This is a genomic window from Methylomonas sp. 2BW1-5-20, from assembly GCF_052474515.1.
This window is the reverse complement of the sequence record NZ_CP184127.1, coordinates 910,828-927,991: the sequence shown is the minus strand read 5'-3', so window position 1 is coordinate 927,991 and position 17,164 is coordinate 910,828. Positions and strand designations below refer to the sequence as shown.

Genomic DNA, 17,164 nt, shown 5'->3' with positions numbered 1-17,164 from the left:
GACTCAAGTTAGAAACTCCCGATATTCATTCCAAATCCGCCGCCAAGCGGTAACCGACGCCGACTTCGGTCAATAAGTAACGCGGGCGGGCCGGATTGATTTCCAGCTTGTGGCGCAATTGCCCCATGTAAATCCGCAGATAATGCTGATCGTGAATATGTTCAGCGCCCCAAACTTCCGTCAGCAACTGCCGATGAGTAACGACCAAACCGGCGTGGCGAATCAGGATGCTCAACAGGCGGTATTCGATCGGCGTGATCCGTAGTTCGTTTTCGGCGATAAACACCTTACGCCGCGCCAGATCGACGCGCAACTGTCCGGTCTCGAAACTTTCGAAATTGCCGATACTGCGTGAAACCCGGCGCAACAAGGCCTGCAACCTGGCCTGTAATTCGCCGCTGCCGAACGGTTTGGTTAGATAATCATCCGCACCGGCATCCAGGGCCATAATTTTGTTTTGCTCCTGACTGCGCGCCGACAACACCAGCACCGGCAAGTCGGATAACTGCCGCAGACGCCGAGTGACCGAAATACCGTCCATATCCGGCAAACCCAAGTCCAGAATGACGCAATCGGGATGATCGCTTTTCAGCAATGCCAAGCCCGTTTTGCCGCAATCCGCCTCTATGATGCGCCAGCCTCGGTTACTCAGGCTGCTTTTCAGGAAACGCCGGGTTTGGGAGTCGTCTTCTATCAACAGGATCAAGGGTTCGGATTGATTCATCATTCGACTAGCCCGGTTTCCTTAAAATCCAGAGGCGGCGGTTCGTGCACGGGTAATTCGATAACAAATATCGCGCCTTTACCGGACAAATTGGCCGCGCTTATCGTCCCCTCGTGCGCCTCGACGATGGCCCGGCATAAAGCCAAACCCAGCCCTACCCCGCTTTGCTGGGTTTCGGCCACGGCCCGATAGAATTTATCGAATATTTTTTCTTCCATACCCGGCTCGATACCGGGGCCGTAATCCGATACCGCCAAACGCAAACCACGCACGGTTTTTTCGGCGCCGATATCGATAGGACTGCCGGGCGGCGTGTATTTGACGGCGTTCTCGATCAGATTCACCAACACCTGCTCCAACAGCACCGCATCGATCCAAACCAAGGGCAAACTGTCAGGCAACTGCGTGCGCACCGGCCTGTCCCGCAAATGTTTATTCAAACGAGTCAGGGCGCTGCCGACGATTTCTTCCAACGCATTCCATTCCCGATGCAGCACAATCTCGCCGCTACTCAGCCTGGCCATATCCAGAATTTTACTGGTCAACTCCGCCATGCGTTGCGCTTCGTCAATCACCGCTTTATATAAATCCTGTTTTTCATCCGCCGAAAAATCCCTCGCATTGTCGATCAATGCGCCGGCGGCACCGATAATCCGCGTCAGGGGCGTGCGTAAATCGTGAGAAATGGCGCTAAGCAAGGCATTGCGCAGGGCTTCGGCCTCCGCTTGCAAAATGGCATCCCTGGCCTGTCCCGCCAGATGCAATCGCTCCAGCGCTTGCGCAATCAAATTGCGGAAAGTATCGAATAGCGCACTTAATTCCGCATCGGACAAAACCGATACCGGATCGGGTCTAACCGCCAACACTCCCGGCCAGGACTGCGAACCTTGCAAGGGGTAATACTCCAAACCCGCTTGTTGTTGGACGGCACGCTGTTGAAACGCTTGCCTGGCAATTGCCGGGTCGGCGCCACGCAGGGAACAGGATAACGGACCGGCGGCGGGTAGATGCAAATCTCCATGCGCATCGGTAAACAGCAGCACCGTCCGCGCTTGGAATTGATCGTGAATATGTTGAATCGCGATGGCCGCGACCGTTTGATTATCCTGTGCGTCCGACAACGCCCGGCTCAAACGGTATAGCGCGTTGGCTCGGCTTTCCCGTTGCCAGGCGATTTCGGCCTGTGCGCGCGATTTATCCAGCAAATTGCTGGTCAGATTGGCAACCACGATCATCACCGCCAAGCCCAGCATGTTCTGTAGATCGGAAATCGCAAACGAGAAAATCGGCGGGGCAAAGTAGTAGGCAAAAACCGGCGAACTCAGTAGCGACGCGGTGATCGATGCGCCGCGGCCATAGCGGCTGGCCACCAGAAACACGCCCAGTAGAAACGTCATCAAAATACTGGCCGGCCCCAGTATATGGCGCAGCGGCCAGTCGATTGCGGTACAAATAAACGGCGCCGCTACACCCCAGAGGTAACCGTGCCAACGCTCGGCGCCGCTTATCGCCGCAGGCAAATGCGGCTCGACTAAGGGTAGCGGCTGTGTGTGCTTAGCCTGACTGCGCAAAATATTCCTCCACCATGGGTACTGTCAGCCCGATTTCTCAAAACGAATTGGCATTGACCAGAAAATGCACCCCAATGCTGGCGAAATAACCTAACAAAATCGCCGGACACCATTTCATATGGCTGCTAAAGGTGTATTGACCCTTGGCTTGGCCGAGCAAGCCTATACCCGGCGCAGAACCGATTGCCAGCAAACTGCCGCCGACGCCCAGCGTCAAAGTCAATAACAGCCATTGGCCTTGCGGAATATCCGGATGCATGGTCAGCACCGCAAACATCAAGGTACCGTTATCGACAAAGGCCGACGATAAACCGATCAGAATATTGGCCAGGGATGGGTTGAGTTGCCCGTATAAAATATGCGAAATGGCATCCAGATAACCGATATAACCCAGGCCGCCGATACCCATCATCGCCCCGTAAAAGAACAGCAAGGTATCCCACTCCAGGCGTCCCACTTTGTCGAAAATATCGAATCGGCTGGCATTAACCGCCGAGGCGTTCAGATCGCCGCCGCCGAAAAACAACGCAAACTCGGATTGTTGCTGGGCATCGGCTTTATCGGTTTTATGCATATAGAAATAAAAAAACTGCAGCAGCGACAAGCCGGCCATCATGCCGGCCGCGGCCGGCAAATGCAACGCCATGTCAAAGCCAACCGCCAACCCAATGGTGACGCCGAACAGCAAAATGATGCGTTTGGCACCGCGCGGCAATTCCACTTGCTCAACTTCGATAGTCGGTTTGTCCTTGGGCAATGCAAAATGCATCGCCATGGCGGGAACCAACAAATTCACCAGGCAAGGTACGAACAGTTTGAAAAATTCGGTAAAGCCCAACATGCCGTGTTGCCAAACAAATAGCGTCGAAATACCGCCCAAAGGACTGAAGGAACCGCCGGCATTGGTCGCGACCACAATATTGATGCAAGCCAAGGACACAAAGCGCGGACTATCTTTACCGACCGCCACCGCCACCGCTCCCATCAATAAGCCGGCCGTCAGGCCGTTGACCACGCAGGAAATGAAAAACACCAACAAGCCGGTGATCCAGAACAATTGCCGATAGCTCAAATTCTTCCGGACCAGCCAAACTTTCAAGGCATCGAAAATCCGCATGTCTTCCATCGCGTTCAAATAAGTCATCGACACCATAATGAACAGCAACAGTTCGATATACGTTTGCAAATTGCTTTTAAAGGCGGTTACCGCCAGCAAATCGTTGCCTTGCTCTTGATATACCAGGACGATGACGAACCAAATCAACGCCGCCGCCAACAACATGGGTTTGGATTTGCGCAGTTCCGTCGCTTCTTCGAACATCGCCGCGACATAGGCCGCCACCATCACCGTCAGTGAAAAATAGCCGGCCCAATGATGAGTCAGATCGAGCGGCTGCACGATCGCCGCTCCGTTCGTTTCGGCATAACCCCATTCGGGTAGCGCCAAAGCCGCCAATCCCAGCAGCCAAAATATACCTTGCACGATGCTCTCCTTAGATTGTTTGCCATTCGCAAATTCTAATCGGCGGGATATAAAAAAGGTGTAAAGAACCTGGGAGATTGCGGTTAATTGGCAGAAGCCAGGGTATGCTTTGGCGGCCTTCTCTATTCCGTTATTTCCCGCAGTTTCCAAAAACAAGCGTAGTATGCTCAATGCGCTAAATTTCGTTTCCTGAATTCACCCGGTGCACACCCCACCTCTCGGCGAAAGAATTTGACGAAATTCGTTGCTTCCTCAAAACCCAAGCTTTCTGCAATCAGCGACACGGATAAGTCTGTGTGGAACAAAAGCCGTTTTGCTTCCAGAGCTATACGCTGGGAAAGATAGGTTTTGGCATTCACGCCGGCGACTTCCAGTGTAGTGCGACCAAGCGTCTTTTCAGAGCAACCGAGGAATTTGGCATAGTCGGATACCCGGTGCCAATGGTAAAAGTGTTGCGCTATGGCCGATCGGTAACGTTTGAAGCGCTGTACTGCCGATGGATCAGCTCTCTCCAGTGAAGGTTTATCCGACTGATAAAGATACAGACGAATAAGCAGCTCATATAACTGGTAACGCAAAATGGCATGCACCACACCCCGCTCAGCCAAACGCTGCGTATCGGCGAACATGCATGCGATACTTGCCGCCATCCATTGTTGCTGGTTTTCGTCGAGCACCAATGCAATTGGTAAATCTTCCACATATTGAAAGACTTCCTGTTCATCGGCAGACATCGGAGTTTTCCTAGGCTCTCGAAATTCAGGACGATAAAGCATCACCCAACCTTGCCAGTCAGTCGCCATATCGAAACGGTGTACCTGTTCCGGCTGTAATATCAATAGCGAGCCCGGCTCACAGTCGATAAACTCGAAATCCACCATGTGTCGACAACATCCATCGCTGACATAAATCAACATGTAAAAGGCGATACGTTCGGCCAGTTGCAGCCTTTTCGCGCTCACTCTTTGCCTAAGCGCTGATATGGGGAAAATCTCCAAATCCAAATCATAGCCAGTCGGCGGCGCGTAGCCGATTTGGGCAATGGCGGCTTTTACAGAGCGGTGAGCCATGACAACCTCAAATTGTCCATTTTATACCATAAATCCCCCCTTAGTTACCTTGTGAATAATGCAGATGAAGCCGAAAATTTCCTTCGTAATTTTTTATCAACCATTTGAAAAACATGAAGGAGATTTTTGTCATGACCATCATCAAATCACGGCGTCTTATCTTGGCCTCGGTTGGGATAGGTGCAATTTTTATCCCTTTTATTGCCATGTCTAATGATTATTCCCAGGAGAAAACCATGTCCAGCCAGTACAAACAAAAAGTCGTCAGTTTGCTCAAAAGCATCGAATCCGGGGATCCCAAACCAGTCGGCTATATCAATCCTAATCAATACATTCAGCATAATTTAGCAGTAGCCGATGGCTTGGAAGGTTTTGCTGCCGTGCTTAAACTACTGCCGAAAGGATCGTCCAGAGTAAATACCCTCCGTGTTTTTCAGGACGGCGAATTCGTATTCGCGCACACTGACTACGATTTTTTTGGTCCGAAGGTTGGCTTCGATATTTTTCGTTTCGAGAACGGCAAGATTGTCGAGCATTGGGATAACTTGCAAGAAAAACCTGCTGCTACCAATCCAAGCAGCCACACTATGCTGGACGGCCCAACAGAGGTTACAAATCTGGATAAAACCGAAGCGAACAAAAACCTAGTGCATAACTTCGTTGACGACATTCTTGTCAATGGTCGTATGAATGTGTTGGCAACGTATTTTGACGGCGACCACTATATCCAGCATAACCCGCAGATTGCAGACGGTTTGTCGGGGCTGAGCGCCGCCTTGCAAGTCATGGTCAAACAAGGCATTACGATGAAATATCACCGTATCCACAAAATACTGGGGGAAGGCAATTTCGTTTTGGTGGTGAGCGAGGGCTATTTCAGCCGGCCGGCACAGCGCGTTCTATGATCTGTTCCGCGTAGAAAATAACAAAATTGCCGAACACTGGGATACGATTGAAACCATTCCATTAACGACCATGCATAAGCATGCAAACGGTAAATTCTGACTCAGGTTCAAGGGCATGATTGTCTCTGACCTTTAATCAACGGATTGATTTACCAGGCCAATTTGGCTGTTGATAATCAAGAGCAAATTGCCGGAGCTTAGTTGGCAAATATTGACCTATAGAAGGTGTCGGCAAACCTATCCGACCCTTTGACTGATACGTTTGTCTGTCCTCGGCGACGTATCGGTGGCCGTATATTTGCACGCCGACGCTATCATTCGACGGCCCTTGGACCGTTCGAGCTGAGCCTGTCGACGCACAAGCATCCCGTACGTTGAGCTTGTAGGTTAGCGGTTAGGCACGCCCCCCCTCAACATTGATGACCTTCAAATCATCAGTAACTTTGATTTCGCTTTGCCGATGGTTTCCGGGTGATTTTATGGCTGTCGCGTTGGCTTCGTGCCTCAATCTACGCTCCCCAAACCTTTTGTCGTTTTCGGGAGAAGCAGCGCCCCAATCAGCGGCTAATGTGCCGGTGCAGGTGTCGATAGCTAAAACCCTGCCGCAAATTGCAAAATTCCGCTACGCCTAGCACAGTATCCGATCTAAAAACGCAGCCCTTTAAAAGGCTGCGTTTTTTCCATCGTCGGTTCAACCTGCCTGCAGACCGTCAATTAACGAAATACGCCAGTTAACTTTCCGACTTTTGCGCTCCGAACATATAGCTCCCCGCAGTTCCAGATTCGTCACGCTCAACATCGCGATGAGATTGACGCTAACGAAAAAGGTCAGCAATAATCTTCTTCCTATAGGAATTTCAGGAAAATCAGGTTATGGAACAACTCACCGATCTCAAAGCCATCCTCCACTCCAAACGCGCCAACATCTACTACCTGGAAAAATGCAGGGTGATGCAGAAAGACGGCCGCGTGCTGTATTTGACCGAAGCCAAGGACGAAAACTATTACTGGAACATTCCCATCGCCAATACCACCGTTATCCTGCTTGGCACCGGCACCTCGATCACCCAGGCGGCGATGCGCATGCTGGCCAGCGCCGGCGCGTGCTGGTCGGTTTTTGCGGCGGCGGAGGCACGCCCTTGTTTAGCGGCTGCGAAATAGAATGGCTGACGCCGCAAAGCGAATACCGCCCCACCGAATATATCCAGGGTTGGCTGAAATTCTGGTTCGACGACGCACAACGTTTGACGGTTGCCAAAGCCTTTCAAAAAGCCCGAATCGATTACCTGCGCCGAGTCTGGAGCAAAGACCGCGACCTGCAAGCCGAAAACATCTTCGCCGACGACAGCGCCATAGCCGCCGCGCTGGACAGTTACGCCGCGCAAGTCGAACAAGCCGGCAAGGTCGGCGATCTATTGCAACGCGAAGCCTTGCTGACCAAACAACTCTACCGCTATGCTGCCAGAGCCACCCAACACGCCGATTTCAGCCGCGACCACGACGCCACCGATCTCGCCAACGGCTTTTTGAACCACGGCAACTATCTGGCTTACGGCCTGGCGGCCACGACCTTGTGGGTACTGGGCATACCGCACGGCTTCGCGGTCATGCACGGCAAAACCCGGCGCGGCGCGCTGGTGTTCGATGTTGCCGACCTGATCAAGGATGCCATCGTCCTGCCCTGGGCCTTTGTCTGCGCCAAGGAAAAGATGAGTGAGCAGGAGTTTCGCCAGCAAATCCTGCAAAAATTCACCGACCACAAAGCTCTGGACTTTATGTTCGAGCAGGTTAAGCGGCAGGCGTTAAAGGAAACGGATTAGCAAATGAAGGCGCCATACCTATGTGTGAATGAATGGTGTTCGTCGTTCCCGCGCAGACGGAAACCCAGAAAGTATCTGTTCCTGGATTCCCGTTCTCACGGGAATGACGGTCGGTCATCCTCGGGTTCTTTGCAATTAGGCAAGACTACGCGATCAGTTTACGGGCACGGAGAGGGCCGCCAACCATGATGGTCACCTTCGTCAGCCAATGCCAGAAAAAAGCCCTGGCCCGCACCCGCCGCGTGCTGGACGCCTTCGCCAACCGCATCGGCGACAACACCTGGCAAACGGTGATTACCGAGGAAGGCTTGCAAGCGGTGAAAAAGTTACTGCGCAAGACGGCGACGAAAAGTACCGCCGTGTCCTGCCACTGGCTCAGAGCGCGCAGCCGCAGCGAACTGGTCTGGATAGTCGGCAATCGCCGCCGCTTCAACTCGGAAGGCATCGTGCCGGTCAACAGCACGCAAAAAACGGTCGTAAACAATCAATGGGAAAGCGACTGGCACTTTCTGCCGCTGATCAAAGCACTGACCACTTTAGCGGCGCTATTTCACGACTGGGGCAAGGCCTCGCTGTGTTTTCAAAACAAACTTTTGACCAAGCAGCCGCCCGACCCCTTGCGCCACGAGTGGATGTCGTTGATGCTGCTGAAAGCTTTTATCAACGGCGCAACCGGCGATACCGAATGGTTAAAGCGTTTGGCTGACGGCGTGATCGACGAACATTCAATCCAGCAAGCCGTCCGGCAAGCCTGCAACAAGCCGATGGCCGACTTACCGGATGCGGCTGGCTTGATCGCCTGGCTGATTGTCACGCACCACAAACTGCCGGATTTTAAAACTAAGGACACCGCCAAAGCATGGCAAGACGAACCTGCTCCGAATCTACGAAAAACCCTCGCCTACATCACAGCCGACTGGGGCTACAGCAACGAATCCGACACCGACCGGCTGAACCAATGCTTTGAGTTTCCCCATGGTCTGTTGCGCCAGTCCGCGTCCTGGCTAACGCAACTAAAAACGGCGGCGGCCAAATTGCAAGCTTGCCTGCCTATGCTGGAACAAGCAATGGCCGACGGCGGCTACCGGCTGGTACTGCACTATTGCCGGTTGAGTCTGATGCTGGGTGACCACAACTATTCCTCGCAAGACGCCGATAAAAACTGGCAAAAAGTCGTGCCGCTTTACGCCAATACCGATAGGCACGGAGAACCCAAGCAATTGTTGGACGAGCACTTGGTGCGGGTTGCCAAACAGGCTGCTACCGTCGCTCGCCGCTTGCCCTTATTCGAATCCGAGCCGCCACCGGTGTATGACGTAAAACGACTGAAACAAAAAAGCGCCGATGCCCGTTTCCGCTGGCAGGAACAAGCAGCGGCGGCCATCAAGGCGTGGAAAGCCGCACGGAATTTGGCGGAAACTCGTTTCGGTTTCTTCGCGGTCAACATGGCCAGCACCGGTTGCGGCAAAACTCTGGCAAACGCCAAAATCATGCAAGCCTTGTCCAAGGACGGTGAAAGTTTGCGTTACGCTTTAGCCTTGGGTTTGCGGACTTTGACGCTACAAACCGGCGATGAATATCGGGCGCGCATCGGCCTGGATAACAGCGAATTGGCGGTAATAATCGGTTCCCGCGCGGTGCTGGAACTGCATAATCAAGCCCGGCAAAAGACGGAAGCCATAGCGGCTGACGAGAAAAGCGGCTCGGAATCGGCCGAAGAATGGTGGGACGACAACGACGTCGATTTCGACATTCCCGACCAAGCACTCAGCGCCTTAAGCACGCTATGGACGGATAGGACCGGTAAAATTGACCACCGTAAACAAAAATTCCTCTATGCCCCGGTGCTGACCTGTACCATCGATCATTTGATGGCGGCCACCGAAACCCGGCGCGGCGGACGCTACATCTTGCCGAGTTTGCGGCTGATGTCGTCGGATTTGGTCATCGACGAAATCGACGATTTCGACGGCGACGATTTGATTGCCATCGGTCGCTTGATTCATCTGGCCGGCATGTCCGGCTGCAAGGTGATGATTTCCTCGGCGACGATTCCGCCGGCCTTGGCGGAAGGTTATTTCAACGCCTATCGGGAAGGTTGGCGTTTGTTTGCCCAGGCTCGCGGCTTGCATAGCCAAATCGGCTGCGCCTGGATCGACGAATCGGGCTGCGAAGTTGCTACACTGCAAAATGCCGATATTCAAGCATACCGGCAAACGCATTGGAGCTTTGTCGAAAAACGTAGAGCCAAACTGCAAAACATCCGGCAAAGCCCCGCCAAACGCATCGCCGAGATCGTCGATTTTTCTCTGCCAGAGGATAACAACCTGTCCGTCGGACAGGTTTACTTTAAGACGATTCAACAAGCCGTCGTCGAGCAACATCGCCGCCATGCCGAGTCCGACCCACATAGTGGAAAACGGATTTCGTTCGGCGTGGTGCGGATGGCGAACATTCCTCCATGCATTGCGCTGACCCGTTACCTGGCACAAGCGCAGGATTGGCCGGACGATGTCGAGATTCGCATCATGGCCTACCATAGCCAGCAGATCTTGTTATTGCGCCACGAACAGGAACGGCATTTGGATGCGGTGTTAAAGCGCGACCAACCCGCCGCAGTGTTCAGCGAACCTTTAATCCGCCACCATATCGACCGCAGTCAAGCCGATAACCTGATCTTTATCCTGGTAGCGACGCCGGTCGAGGAAGTCGGTCGCGACCACGATTTCGATTGGGCGGTGGTCGAGCCGTCGTCTTATCGCTCCATCATCCAGTTGGCCGGGCGGGTGTTGCGGCATCGGCCACAGACGCCGAAAGCGCCGAATATCAGCCTGCTGCAATACAACTTGAAAGCGCTGTTGCAAGGCGACGATCTGCCGGCTTTTTGCCGACCGGGCTTCGAAAGCCCGCGCCAGCGCTTAGCGACGCATGACTTGAAACGGTTGATCCCCTCCGAACAATTGCAGGCTATCACCGCCGCGCCGCGTATTCGAACCAACGCCGAACTAAGGCCGGCCGAAAGTCTGGCCGATCTGGAGCACCATTGCATCCAAAATTTGCTGACCAGCTACGACAAACAAGGCCCGGAAAGTCTGCAAGGCTGGCTCGGCGGGTGCTGGTGGTTGACCGCCTTGCCGCAACATCTGGCCCCGTTTCGCCAATCCGATAAGCAGCGAATCTTATTCGACGTGCCGGACGAAAAAGCCGATTGGCAGTTCGTCGAGAAATTACCGCAAGGCGGCATCAACGTCGTTGAAGGCAATTGCAAAATTGAGCGCGTGGAACTGAGCAAATTGGAACGGGAAAGATGCTGGCTGTATCGGGATTACGCCGAACTACTCGAACGACACGCCGAGAAAAAAGGCTGGTCGCAAACCGACACGGCTTTACGTTACGGCGAAATCAATGTACGAATTGACGACAACGATTTGCTGACTGGCGAACGTTTAGTGTTTGCCTATTGCCAGCAATTGGGATTCTGGAAACCGTGAGTTTAGGATTGAACCAGCTTTTTGATGGCCGAGAACGGTAGGACCAAGCGGTTTTTGCTGGTGCTCAGGCGTTTAAAGCCAAAGCGTTGATAAAAACCGGCGGCGCGTTCGTCCTTGGCATCGACGATCATGCCGAAAATGCCGATTTTTTCGGCGGCTTCCACCGTGATTTTGAAGGCGTGAATAATCAAGGCGTCGCCCAAGCCTTGGCCTTGAAAGGCTTGATCGACGGCCAAGCGGCCCAACAACAAAAAGGGCAGTTCGTGGTAAGCGCCGGTTTTGGCTTGGTCCGCTAATTCATCGGTCGCCACCGAATACGCGCTGATCGAGTAATAACCGACTATTCGCCGTTGCTCGGCCAGCACGTAAACGCGTGACAAACCGCGGTTTTGGTCCTGATTGGCAAATTGCCGCAGATACAGATTGAGTGCCGTATCGCCGCAATCGAAGGTTTTTCGGTCATGCAAATCGGGTTGTAACCGCTCAAACTTCATCGGCAACGATGTTGTTGTAGGTCTGCAAAGCTTTTTTCATGCGTTCGGTCGGCTCAGGCGGGTTATCCAGCAACTCGAAAAACAGCCGCCAATCGTCCGCACTGAACTTGGTTTGCTCGTGCGCGGCGATCACGGCTTGGGCTTTTTCCCGAATGCTTTGGCGGATGAACTTACTTTTGTCCAAGCCGACATAGCTTCGGGCCTGCTCGAGCAGTTGTATGGTCGCTATATCCATACGAACTTTTAGAACGTCTTGTTTGCCTGCTTCGATTGTCATATTACGCCTCCTGAATGGGATGCATTGTACCCACAAACTAGGCTCTTTGTTCCTATTTAGGGGCACATAACCTGCCTGTGCGGCAGCGAATTTGGACAATACAAATACAAGCAAACATTTCTAAGCTGCCTACGCGGCAGGCATCAGTCAGTGTACTTCAAAAAATTAATGAAAACAAATAGAAGAAAACAGGATTGATAAATACAATAGTCTAGCCTACACTCTACGGCGCGAAAAACTGAACAAGGACTGCAAACATGTTGGAACCCTCAGTACAAAGTTTCCTGTCGGAACGCCGAACGGCGTGGCTTAAAGAAAAATTGAAGTTCGCCAAAACCGAAGCCGAGCAACAAGACATCGAACGCGCCGCCGCCGATAAATTCGACTTGGCGAATTGGTTGCCGGACGCCGCTAAGCGGGCCGGGCAATTGGCAATGGTCACACATCCCGGAAAATTCAGCCATCCCGGTGCCAAGACCAGTTCGGTGATAGCCGACGCCGAGCGAAAAGCGGACGGCTATCTGCGCACCGGTAACGTTGCCGCCGAATTTGACGTATTCGGCAACGCCGCGGCGCTGGACGTGCAAAAGTTTCTATCCTTGACGCTGAGCGACGGACAAACGGTGTTGGCGCACCTCGAACAGGATACCCCGTTGATCCATCAACAATTCAATATACCGACAGCCTTCCAGAAACTTCGGCAAGGCTTGCTGAGCATCAAATCCGGCGCTGCGGAAACGGTCAAAACCTCGGAAAAAATCAAACAAGTCTATTTCCCGGTCGACGACGGCTACCACTTGCTATCGTTGCTGACGCCGTCCGGGCTGATGTTCAAGCTCAAGGAACGCATCAATGTGTTGCGTTTTTCCGAAGCCGCCAAGCAAGCCCGCAATGACCGCCGCAATCAAATCCATCACGAACAAGGTTTCGATGAACTCTACAACTTGACAGTGATTGGCTTCGGCGGCACCAAACCGCAAAACATCAGCGTATTGAATAACCAAAACGGCGGGACCGCCTATCTTCTGCCTTCGCTGCCGCCGCCTTTGGAACTGCGCGCCACGCAGAAACCCACCACCAACTTCTTTGCACAAAGCCTGTATCTCAAGGATTACCAGGACAAATTCAAAGCCCTACATAAATTGTTTCTCGATGCGGTCCCTAACAACATCGCCGTGCGCGAGGGCCGGGATTACTGGATTTTGCAGATCGTCGAACAACTGATGGAAAAGGTTTGGGCGATTCGCGAACTGCCCGGCGGCTGGTCGGAAACCAGCGCATTACCGCCAGCGCAAAAACTTTGGCTGGACGCGGCAAACGCTCAGCGGCGCGACAGCGAAGACGAATGGCTGGACGAAATCATCGTTGCCGTGGTGTCTTGGTTGGGCATCGCTTACAAAAAAGCCGTTGGCGAGCAAAAAGCCATCCCTCTCGGCGACCCCGAATCCAGGGCGTTTCGGCAATTACTCACCGAACATCGGGAGGTACTGCGATGAACCGCTTCCTGATCATCCCGCGCCTGAAAATCCACAACGCCAACGCGCTATCCAGCCCATACACCATCGGTTTCCCGGCCATGACGGCCTGGCTGGGCGGCGTGCATGCTTTACAGCGCAAGCTTAATGCCGCGTCGTTAACCGAACTGCGCTTTACCGCCTGCGCCGTGTCTTGCCATCAAATCGACCTGCAAACCTACCAAGGTAGGGGCGATTACGTACATTCCATCGTTGGCACCGGCAATCCGCTGGACAAAACCGGCGAACGACCGTCTTTTATCGAAGAAGCCCGCAGCCGTCTCAATGTCACGTTAGCCATCGAATATCAAGGCGTGAGCATGGGCGAAACCGATGAGTTTTTAGCCGTCGTTCAGCAGCAACTAACCACAATGAAACTCAGCCGGCGGCGACATCCTGTCTTTCGGCAAGCCGGAATTGCTGAAAATCGACGGCGATATCGAGCTTGGCAAACTGACCCGCAAGCTGATGCCCGGCTACGTCTTGCTGGAACGCCGCGAGCTAATGGCCCAGGCCATGCAAGATGGACAAGATGCTATCGATGCCATGCTCGACTATTTGACCGTCCACCACCGCAGCCAAATCGACACCAACGGACATGTGACTTGGAGCGCCGAGCGCAAAACCAAGGGCTGGATCGTGCCGTTTGCCTGCGGCTTTCACGGCATCGGCGAGCTGGGCCTTGCCGAGCAGCAGCGCGACCTAAACACCCCGCACCGTTTCGCCGAAAGCCTGGTCACTCTGGGCGAATTCGTGATGCCGTATCGGCTTAAACGCCTTGATGACCTGCTTTGGCGCAGCCGCTACGACGCGCAAAACAAGCTGTATTTAATCGAACAACATTCCCGCAACGCTTAACAGCAAGGAAAACATCATGGCAAAAACAGACAAAATCGCCGCTGCAACCGTACTGGCTTTCGAGAAAAAACTGGTGCCGTCCGATGGCCGGCTTTACGGCACGCAGTGGGATAAACGGCATGAATCGGCGGAATCGCTGAAACTGCAAGAAAAGTCGGTGCGCGGCACCATTTCCAACCGCCTGAAAAAAGCGCTGCAAGACGACCCCGCCAAATTGGACGCCGAAGTCGAAAAGCCCAACCTGCAAACTGTGGATAGTTGCGCGCTGGGTAGCGAACAAGACACCTTAAAACTCAGCTTCAGCCTAAAAGTGCTGAGCGGCGTCGAGATACCGTCTGCCTGCAACAGCGCCGAATTCGCCGCCAGTTACCAACAGGCCGCAGCCGGCTATATCCAGGCCGAAGGCTTTAAAGAACTGGCCAAACGCTACGCCACCAACCTGGCCAACGCCCGCTTCCTGTGGCGCAACCGGGTGGGCGCGGAGCGTATCGAAGTGGTGGTCAGCGTCCGCAACGAAGGGCAGCAAACCGTCTGGACCTTCGATGCCAAAGCTTTCGACTTGAAAAATTTCGACCACGGCAGCCCGGATGTCGCCGCGCTGGCCGATAAAATCGCCGCCGCCCTTAGCGGGCAAAGCGAATTTTTGCTACTCACCGTCGATGCCTACGCTCAAGTCGGCCAGGCGCAGGATGTCTACCCCAGCGAAGAGTTGGTGCTGGACAAGGGCAACAGCAAATCCAAAAAAAGCAAAATTCTCTATCACATTGACGGCCAGGCCGGCATGCATTCGCAAAAAATCGGCAACGCGCTACGCAGCATCGATACTTGGTATCCGGTAGACGAAGACAATCCGTTCATCGGCCCGATTGCCGTCGAACCCTACGGCGCGGTGACTAATTTGGGTAAAGCCTTCCGCACGCCTAAAGCCAAGGCCGATTTTTACACGCTGTTCGATCGCTTCGCGCGCGGCGGAGAACTGAGCCAAACTGAGCAACATTACGTGATGGCGGTGCTGGTGCGCGGCGGCGTGTTCGGCGAAAGCGGTAAGGATTAAGCCATGCACTGTTATTTGGAAATCACCTTGCTGCCCAATCCCGAGGTTGCTCTCAATTTCCTCTGGTCCAAAGTGTTTCAACAACTGCATTTGGGTTTGGTCGAAGCACAGGACGCCGAAAAACGAGTACCGATCGGCATCGGCTTTCCCAAGTATCGGGCCGAGGATAAACGGTTTAGCCTGGGCGATAAATGCCGCCTGTTCGCCGCCGACGAAGCCGCTCTGGAACGCTTCAACGCGCCGCAGCGCTTAGCGCGCCTCAGCGACTACGTGCACTGCACCGGCATCCGGCCGCTGCCGAACAAAATAGCGGGGTACGCGGTTTACCGGCGCGAGCGGCCCAAAACCAATCCGATACGCTTGGCCCGGCGCTATGCCAAGCGGCACGGATTGGATTTGGAAACCGCGCTGAATACGACCGTGCAGTTGATGACACCGGCCGGCGATGCCGGCTATCCGACGACATTTCGTTATGCCGACATGGCCGTACCGTCGGTGGCGTTGCCGTTCATTCGGTTGCAAAGCCTGAGCGGCGGGCAGACGTTTTGTTTATGGATCGCCAAAACCGAGGTTGCCGCACCGGTGGCCGGCGGTTTCAGCGCCTACGGTCTAAGTAGCGTCGCCACCGTACCGGAATTTTGACCCAATATTTTCCGCTCTTTAACAATATGAACTAAATCAGCCGGTTACGACCAACGGTTTTGCGGATGGTAAAAATAGATCAAACCGCCCGCAAGCCTTGTCGTAACCGGCCTCCCGTTTCTTTATAATCAGTCAGCCACCGCACAGGTGGCTTAGAAAAAGCTGGCCGGTGACCAAAAGTTGGAAGAAACGTCAGCCACCGCACAGGTGGCTTAGAAAGTTGCCGGTCACTTCGCGTTTAGTCGTGCCGAGTCAGCCACCGCACAGGTGGCTTAGAAACATGTTAGAGATTACTGCGAAATGAAGGTCATGTCAGCCACCCCACAGGTGGCTTAGAAAAACCTGGGCTACCGTCCCGCCGGCGTGGTGCAGTCAGCCACCGCACAGGTGGCTTAGAAAAGCACACGGGCAATCGAGCCGGCGCGGATGTGGTCAGCCACCGCACAGGTGGCTTAGAAATCCACCAGGTTGTTGCCGTTTTCCACCTGGCCGTCAGCCACCGCACAGGTGGCTTAGAAAGACACGAACTGGGCATCGCGCTCAATGACGGCGTCAGCCACCGCACAGGTGGCTTAGAAATTACGACAATACGGTGCGCAAATTTCGCGCGGGTCAGCCACCGCACAGGTGGCTTAGAAAGTTTGCGCGAATGAGGTGAACAGCATTCGCCGGTCAGCCACCGCACAGGTGGCTTAGAAAGTCATACACAATAATGGAGCCGTTGCCGCTAAGTCAGCCACAGCACAGGTGGCTTAGAAATTTTCCATGGCCGTAGGCTTGTTTTTGTTGAAGTCAGCCACCGCACAGGTGGCTTAGAAAAATTTTGAAGCGATGGAGCACGTTGAAGGCAAGTCAGCCACCGCACAGGTGGCTTAGAAAATAATGAAAAACGTAGTCGCCAGTCGCGTAATGTCAGCCACCGCACAGGTGGCTTAGAAAACTACTGATTTGCTGCTGAAAGAAGATGGCGTGTCAGCCACCGCACAGGTGGCTTAGAAATTTTGACGCAGCTTGATTATTTAAGGCTTGCTGTCAGCCACCGCACAGGTGGCTTAGAAAAATGTCGAGGCGCAAACCTGTCCGGAAGTGAAGTCAGCCACCGCACAGGTGGCTTAGAAAAAGTGCTACGCCAAGGCGCCAACGACATGGCCGTCAGCCACCGCACAGGTGGCTTAGAAAGCTGGGCGCCCAGCCGGGCACGTTTACCCCTTGTCAGCCACCGCACAGGTGGCTTAGAAATCGAACAGATAGCCCAACATCA

14 protein-coding genes, 1 pseudogene and 1 CRISPR repeat array (1 of these 16 cut by a window edge) are annotated in these 17,164 nt (G+C 53.7%); of the genes and pseudogenes, 9 read left to right on the top strand and 6 right to left on the bottom strand.

What is annotated here, in order from left to right:
• Window positions 1-25 precede the first annotated feature (25 nt).
• The 4 genes from ACH50O_RS04225 to ACH50O_RS04210 form a co-directional block, all read right to left on the bottom strand.
• Window positions 26-724: a response regulator gene (locus tag ACH50O_RS04225; RefSeq protein WP_446812109.1), complete on the bottom strand. Its 699-nt coding sequence runs from the start codon at window positions 722-724 to the stop codon at window positions 26-28.
• Window positions 724-2,295, bottom strand: a complete 1,572-nt coding sequence (locus ACH50O_RS04220; protein ID WP_446810792.1) for a DUF4118 domain-containing protein — start codon at window positions 2,293-2,295, stop codon at window positions 724-726. Before ACH50O_RS04220 ends, ACH50O_RS04225 begins: the two co-directional genes overlap by 1 nt.
• Before the next feature lie 37 nt (window positions 2,296-2,332).
• The gene (gene nhaD / locus ACH50O_RS04215; RefSeq protein ID WP_446810791.1) at window positions 2,333-3,778 is read right to left on the bottom strand and encodes a sodium:proton antiporter NhaD; all 1,446 of its coding nucleotides are present in this window, start codon (window positions 3,776-3,778) and stop codon (window positions 2,333-2,335) included.
• A gap of 167 nt (window positions 3,779-3,945) precedes the next feature.
• The gene (locus ACH50O_RS04210; protein ID WP_446810790.1) at window positions 3,946-4,848 is read right to left on the bottom strand and encodes an AraC family transcriptional regulator; all 903 of its coding nucleotides are present in this window, start codon (window positions 4,846-4,848) and stop codon (window positions 3,946-3,948) included.
• Window positions 4,849-4,979: 131 nt separating this feature from the next.
• On the opposite strand from ACH50O_RS04210, the gene ACH50O_RS04205 reads away from it, so the two are divergent.
• The 4 genes from ACH50O_RS04205 to cas3f all read left to right on the top strand — a co-directional run bounded on the left by ACH50O_RS04205 (window position 4,980) and on the right by cas3f (window position 11,064).
• Window positions 4,980-5,753, top strand: coding sequence for a nuclear transport factor 2 family protein (locus ACH50O_RS04205; RefSeq protein WP_446810789.1), 774 nt, complete (start codon window positions 4,980-4,982; stop codon window positions 5,751-5,753).
• 873 nt (window positions 5,754-6,626) lie between these two features.
• On the top strand, window positions 6,627-6,914 hold the full coding sequence (locus ACH50O_RS04200) for a hypothetical protein (protein ID WP_446810788.1): 288 nt from the start codon (window positions 6,627-6,629) through the stop codon (window positions 6,912-6,914).
• Window positions 6,893-7,573, top strand: coding sequence for a type I-F CRISPR-associated endonuclease Cas1f (cas1f, locus tag ACH50O_RS04195; RefSeq protein WP_446810787.1), 681 nt, complete (start codon window positions 6,893-6,895; stop codon window positions 7,571-7,573). Before ACH50O_RS04200 ends, cas1f begins: the two co-directional genes overlap by 22 nt.
• Window positions 7,574-7,758: 185 nt before the next feature.
• Window positions 7,759-11,064, top strand: a complete 3,306-nt coding sequence (gene cas3f, locus ACH50O_RS04190; RefSeq protein WP_446810786.1) for a type I-F CRISPR-associated helicase Cas3f — start codon at window positions 7,759-7,761, stop codon at window positions 11,062-11,064.
• A gap of 2 nt (window positions 11,065-11,066) precedes the next feature.
• Here cas3f and ACH50O_RS04185 read toward each other — a convergent pair whose 3' ends face one another.
• On the bottom strand, window positions 11,067-11,558 hold the full coding sequence (locus ACH50O_RS04185; RefSeq protein WP_446810785.1) for a GNAT family N-acetyltransferase: 492 nt from the start codon (window positions 11,556-11,558) through the stop codon (window positions 11,067-11,069).
• Window positions 11,548-11,835, bottom strand: a complete 288-nt coding sequence (locus ACH50O_RS04180; protein ID WP_446810784.1) for a type II toxin-antitoxin system TacA family antitoxin — start codon at window positions 11,833-11,835, stop codon at window positions 11,548-11,550. The genes ACH50O_RS04185 and ACH50O_RS04180 overlap by 11 nt, the downstream gene beginning before the upstream one ends.
• Before the next feature lie 257 nt (window positions 11,836-12,092).
• On the opposite strand from ACH50O_RS04180, the gene csy1 reads away from it, so the two are divergent.
• From csy1 to cas6f, 5 genes and pseudogenes are all read left to right on the top strand, one after another.
• Window positions 12,093-13,331, top strand: a complete 1,239-nt coding sequence (gene csy1 / locus ACH50O_RS04175; protein WP_446810783.1) for a type I-F CRISPR-associated protein Csy1 — start codon at window positions 12,093-12,095, stop codon at window positions 13,329-13,331.
• Window positions 13,328-13,669, top strand: a pseudogene (locus ACH50O_RS04170) (type I-F CRISPR-associated protein Csy2); the annotation flags it as partial. The gene csy1 and the pseudogene ACH50O_RS04170, both read left to right, overlap by 4 nt.
• 97 nt (window positions 13,670-13,766) lie before the next feature.
• Window positions 13,767-14,207 (top strand): type I-F CRISPR-associated protein Csy2, encoded by a 441-nt coding sequence (locus ACH50O_RS04165; protein WP_446810782.1) that lies wholly within the window; start codon window positions 13,767-13,769, stop codon window positions 14,205-14,207.
• Between the two features lie 16 nt (window positions 14,208-14,223).
• Window positions 14,224-15,261: a type I-F CRISPR-associated protein Csy3 gene (gene csy3 / locus ACH50O_RS04160; protein WP_446810781.1), complete on the top strand. Its 1,038-nt coding sequence runs from the start codon at window positions 14,224-14,226 to the stop codon at window positions 15,259-15,261.
• 3 nt (window positions 15,262-15,264) lie between these two features.
• Window positions 15,265-15,903 (top strand): type I-F CRISPR-associated endoribonuclease Cas6/Csy4, encoded by a 639-nt coding sequence (gene cas6f / locus ACH50O_RS04155; RefSeq protein WP_446810780.1) that lies wholly within the window; start codon window positions 15,265-15,267, stop codon window positions 15,901-15,903.
• A gap of 131 nt (window positions 15,904-16,034) precedes the next feature.
• Window positions 16,035-17,164: direct repeats of the CRISPR family, unit length 28 nt; unit sequence GTCAGCCACCGCACAGGTGGCTTAGAAA; it runs 39 nt beyond the window's last position.

Bases quoted from the DNA above. Each gene is read 5' to 3' on its own strand.
- csy1 (WP_446810783.1), top strand. From the start codon at position 12,093: ATGTTGGAACCCTCAGTACAAAGTTTCCTGTCGGAACGCCGAACGGCG.
- ACH50O_RS04210 (WP_446810790.1), bottom strand. From the start codon at position 4,848: ATGGCTCACCGCTCTGTAAAAGCCGCCATTGCCCAAATCGGCTACGCG.
- ACH50O_RS04205 (WP_446810789.1), top strand. From the start codon at position 4,980: ATGACCATCATCAAATCACGGCGTCTTATCTTGGCCTCGGTTGGGATA.
- csy3 (WP_446810781.1), top strand. From the start codon at position 14,224: ATGGCAAAAACAGACAAAATCGCCGCTGCAACCGTACTGGCTTTCGAG.
- cas3f (WP_446810786.1), top strand. From the start codon at position 7,759: ATGATGGTCACCTTCGTCAGCCAATGCCAGAAAAAAGCCCTGGCCCGC.
- ACH50O_RS04200 (WP_446810788.1), top strand. From the start codon at position 6,627: ATGGAACAACTCACCGATCTCAAAGCCATCCTCCACTCCAAACGCGCC.
- ACH50O_RS04225 (WP_446812109.1), bottom strand. From the start codon at position 724: ATGAATCAATCCGAACCCTTGATCCTGTTGATAGAAGACGACTCCCAA.
- ACH50O_RS04185 (WP_446810785.1), bottom strand. From the start codon at position 11,558: ATGAAGTTTGAGCGGTTACAACCCGATTTGCATGACCGAAAAACCTTC.
- ACH50O_RS04180 (WP_446810784.1), bottom strand. From the start codon at position 11,835: ATGACAATCGAAGCAGGCAAACAAGACGTTCTAAAAGTTCGTATGGAT.
- cas6f (WP_446810780.1), top strand. From the start codon at position 15,265: ATGCACTGTTATTTGGAAATCACCTTGCTGCCCAATCCCGAGGTTGCT.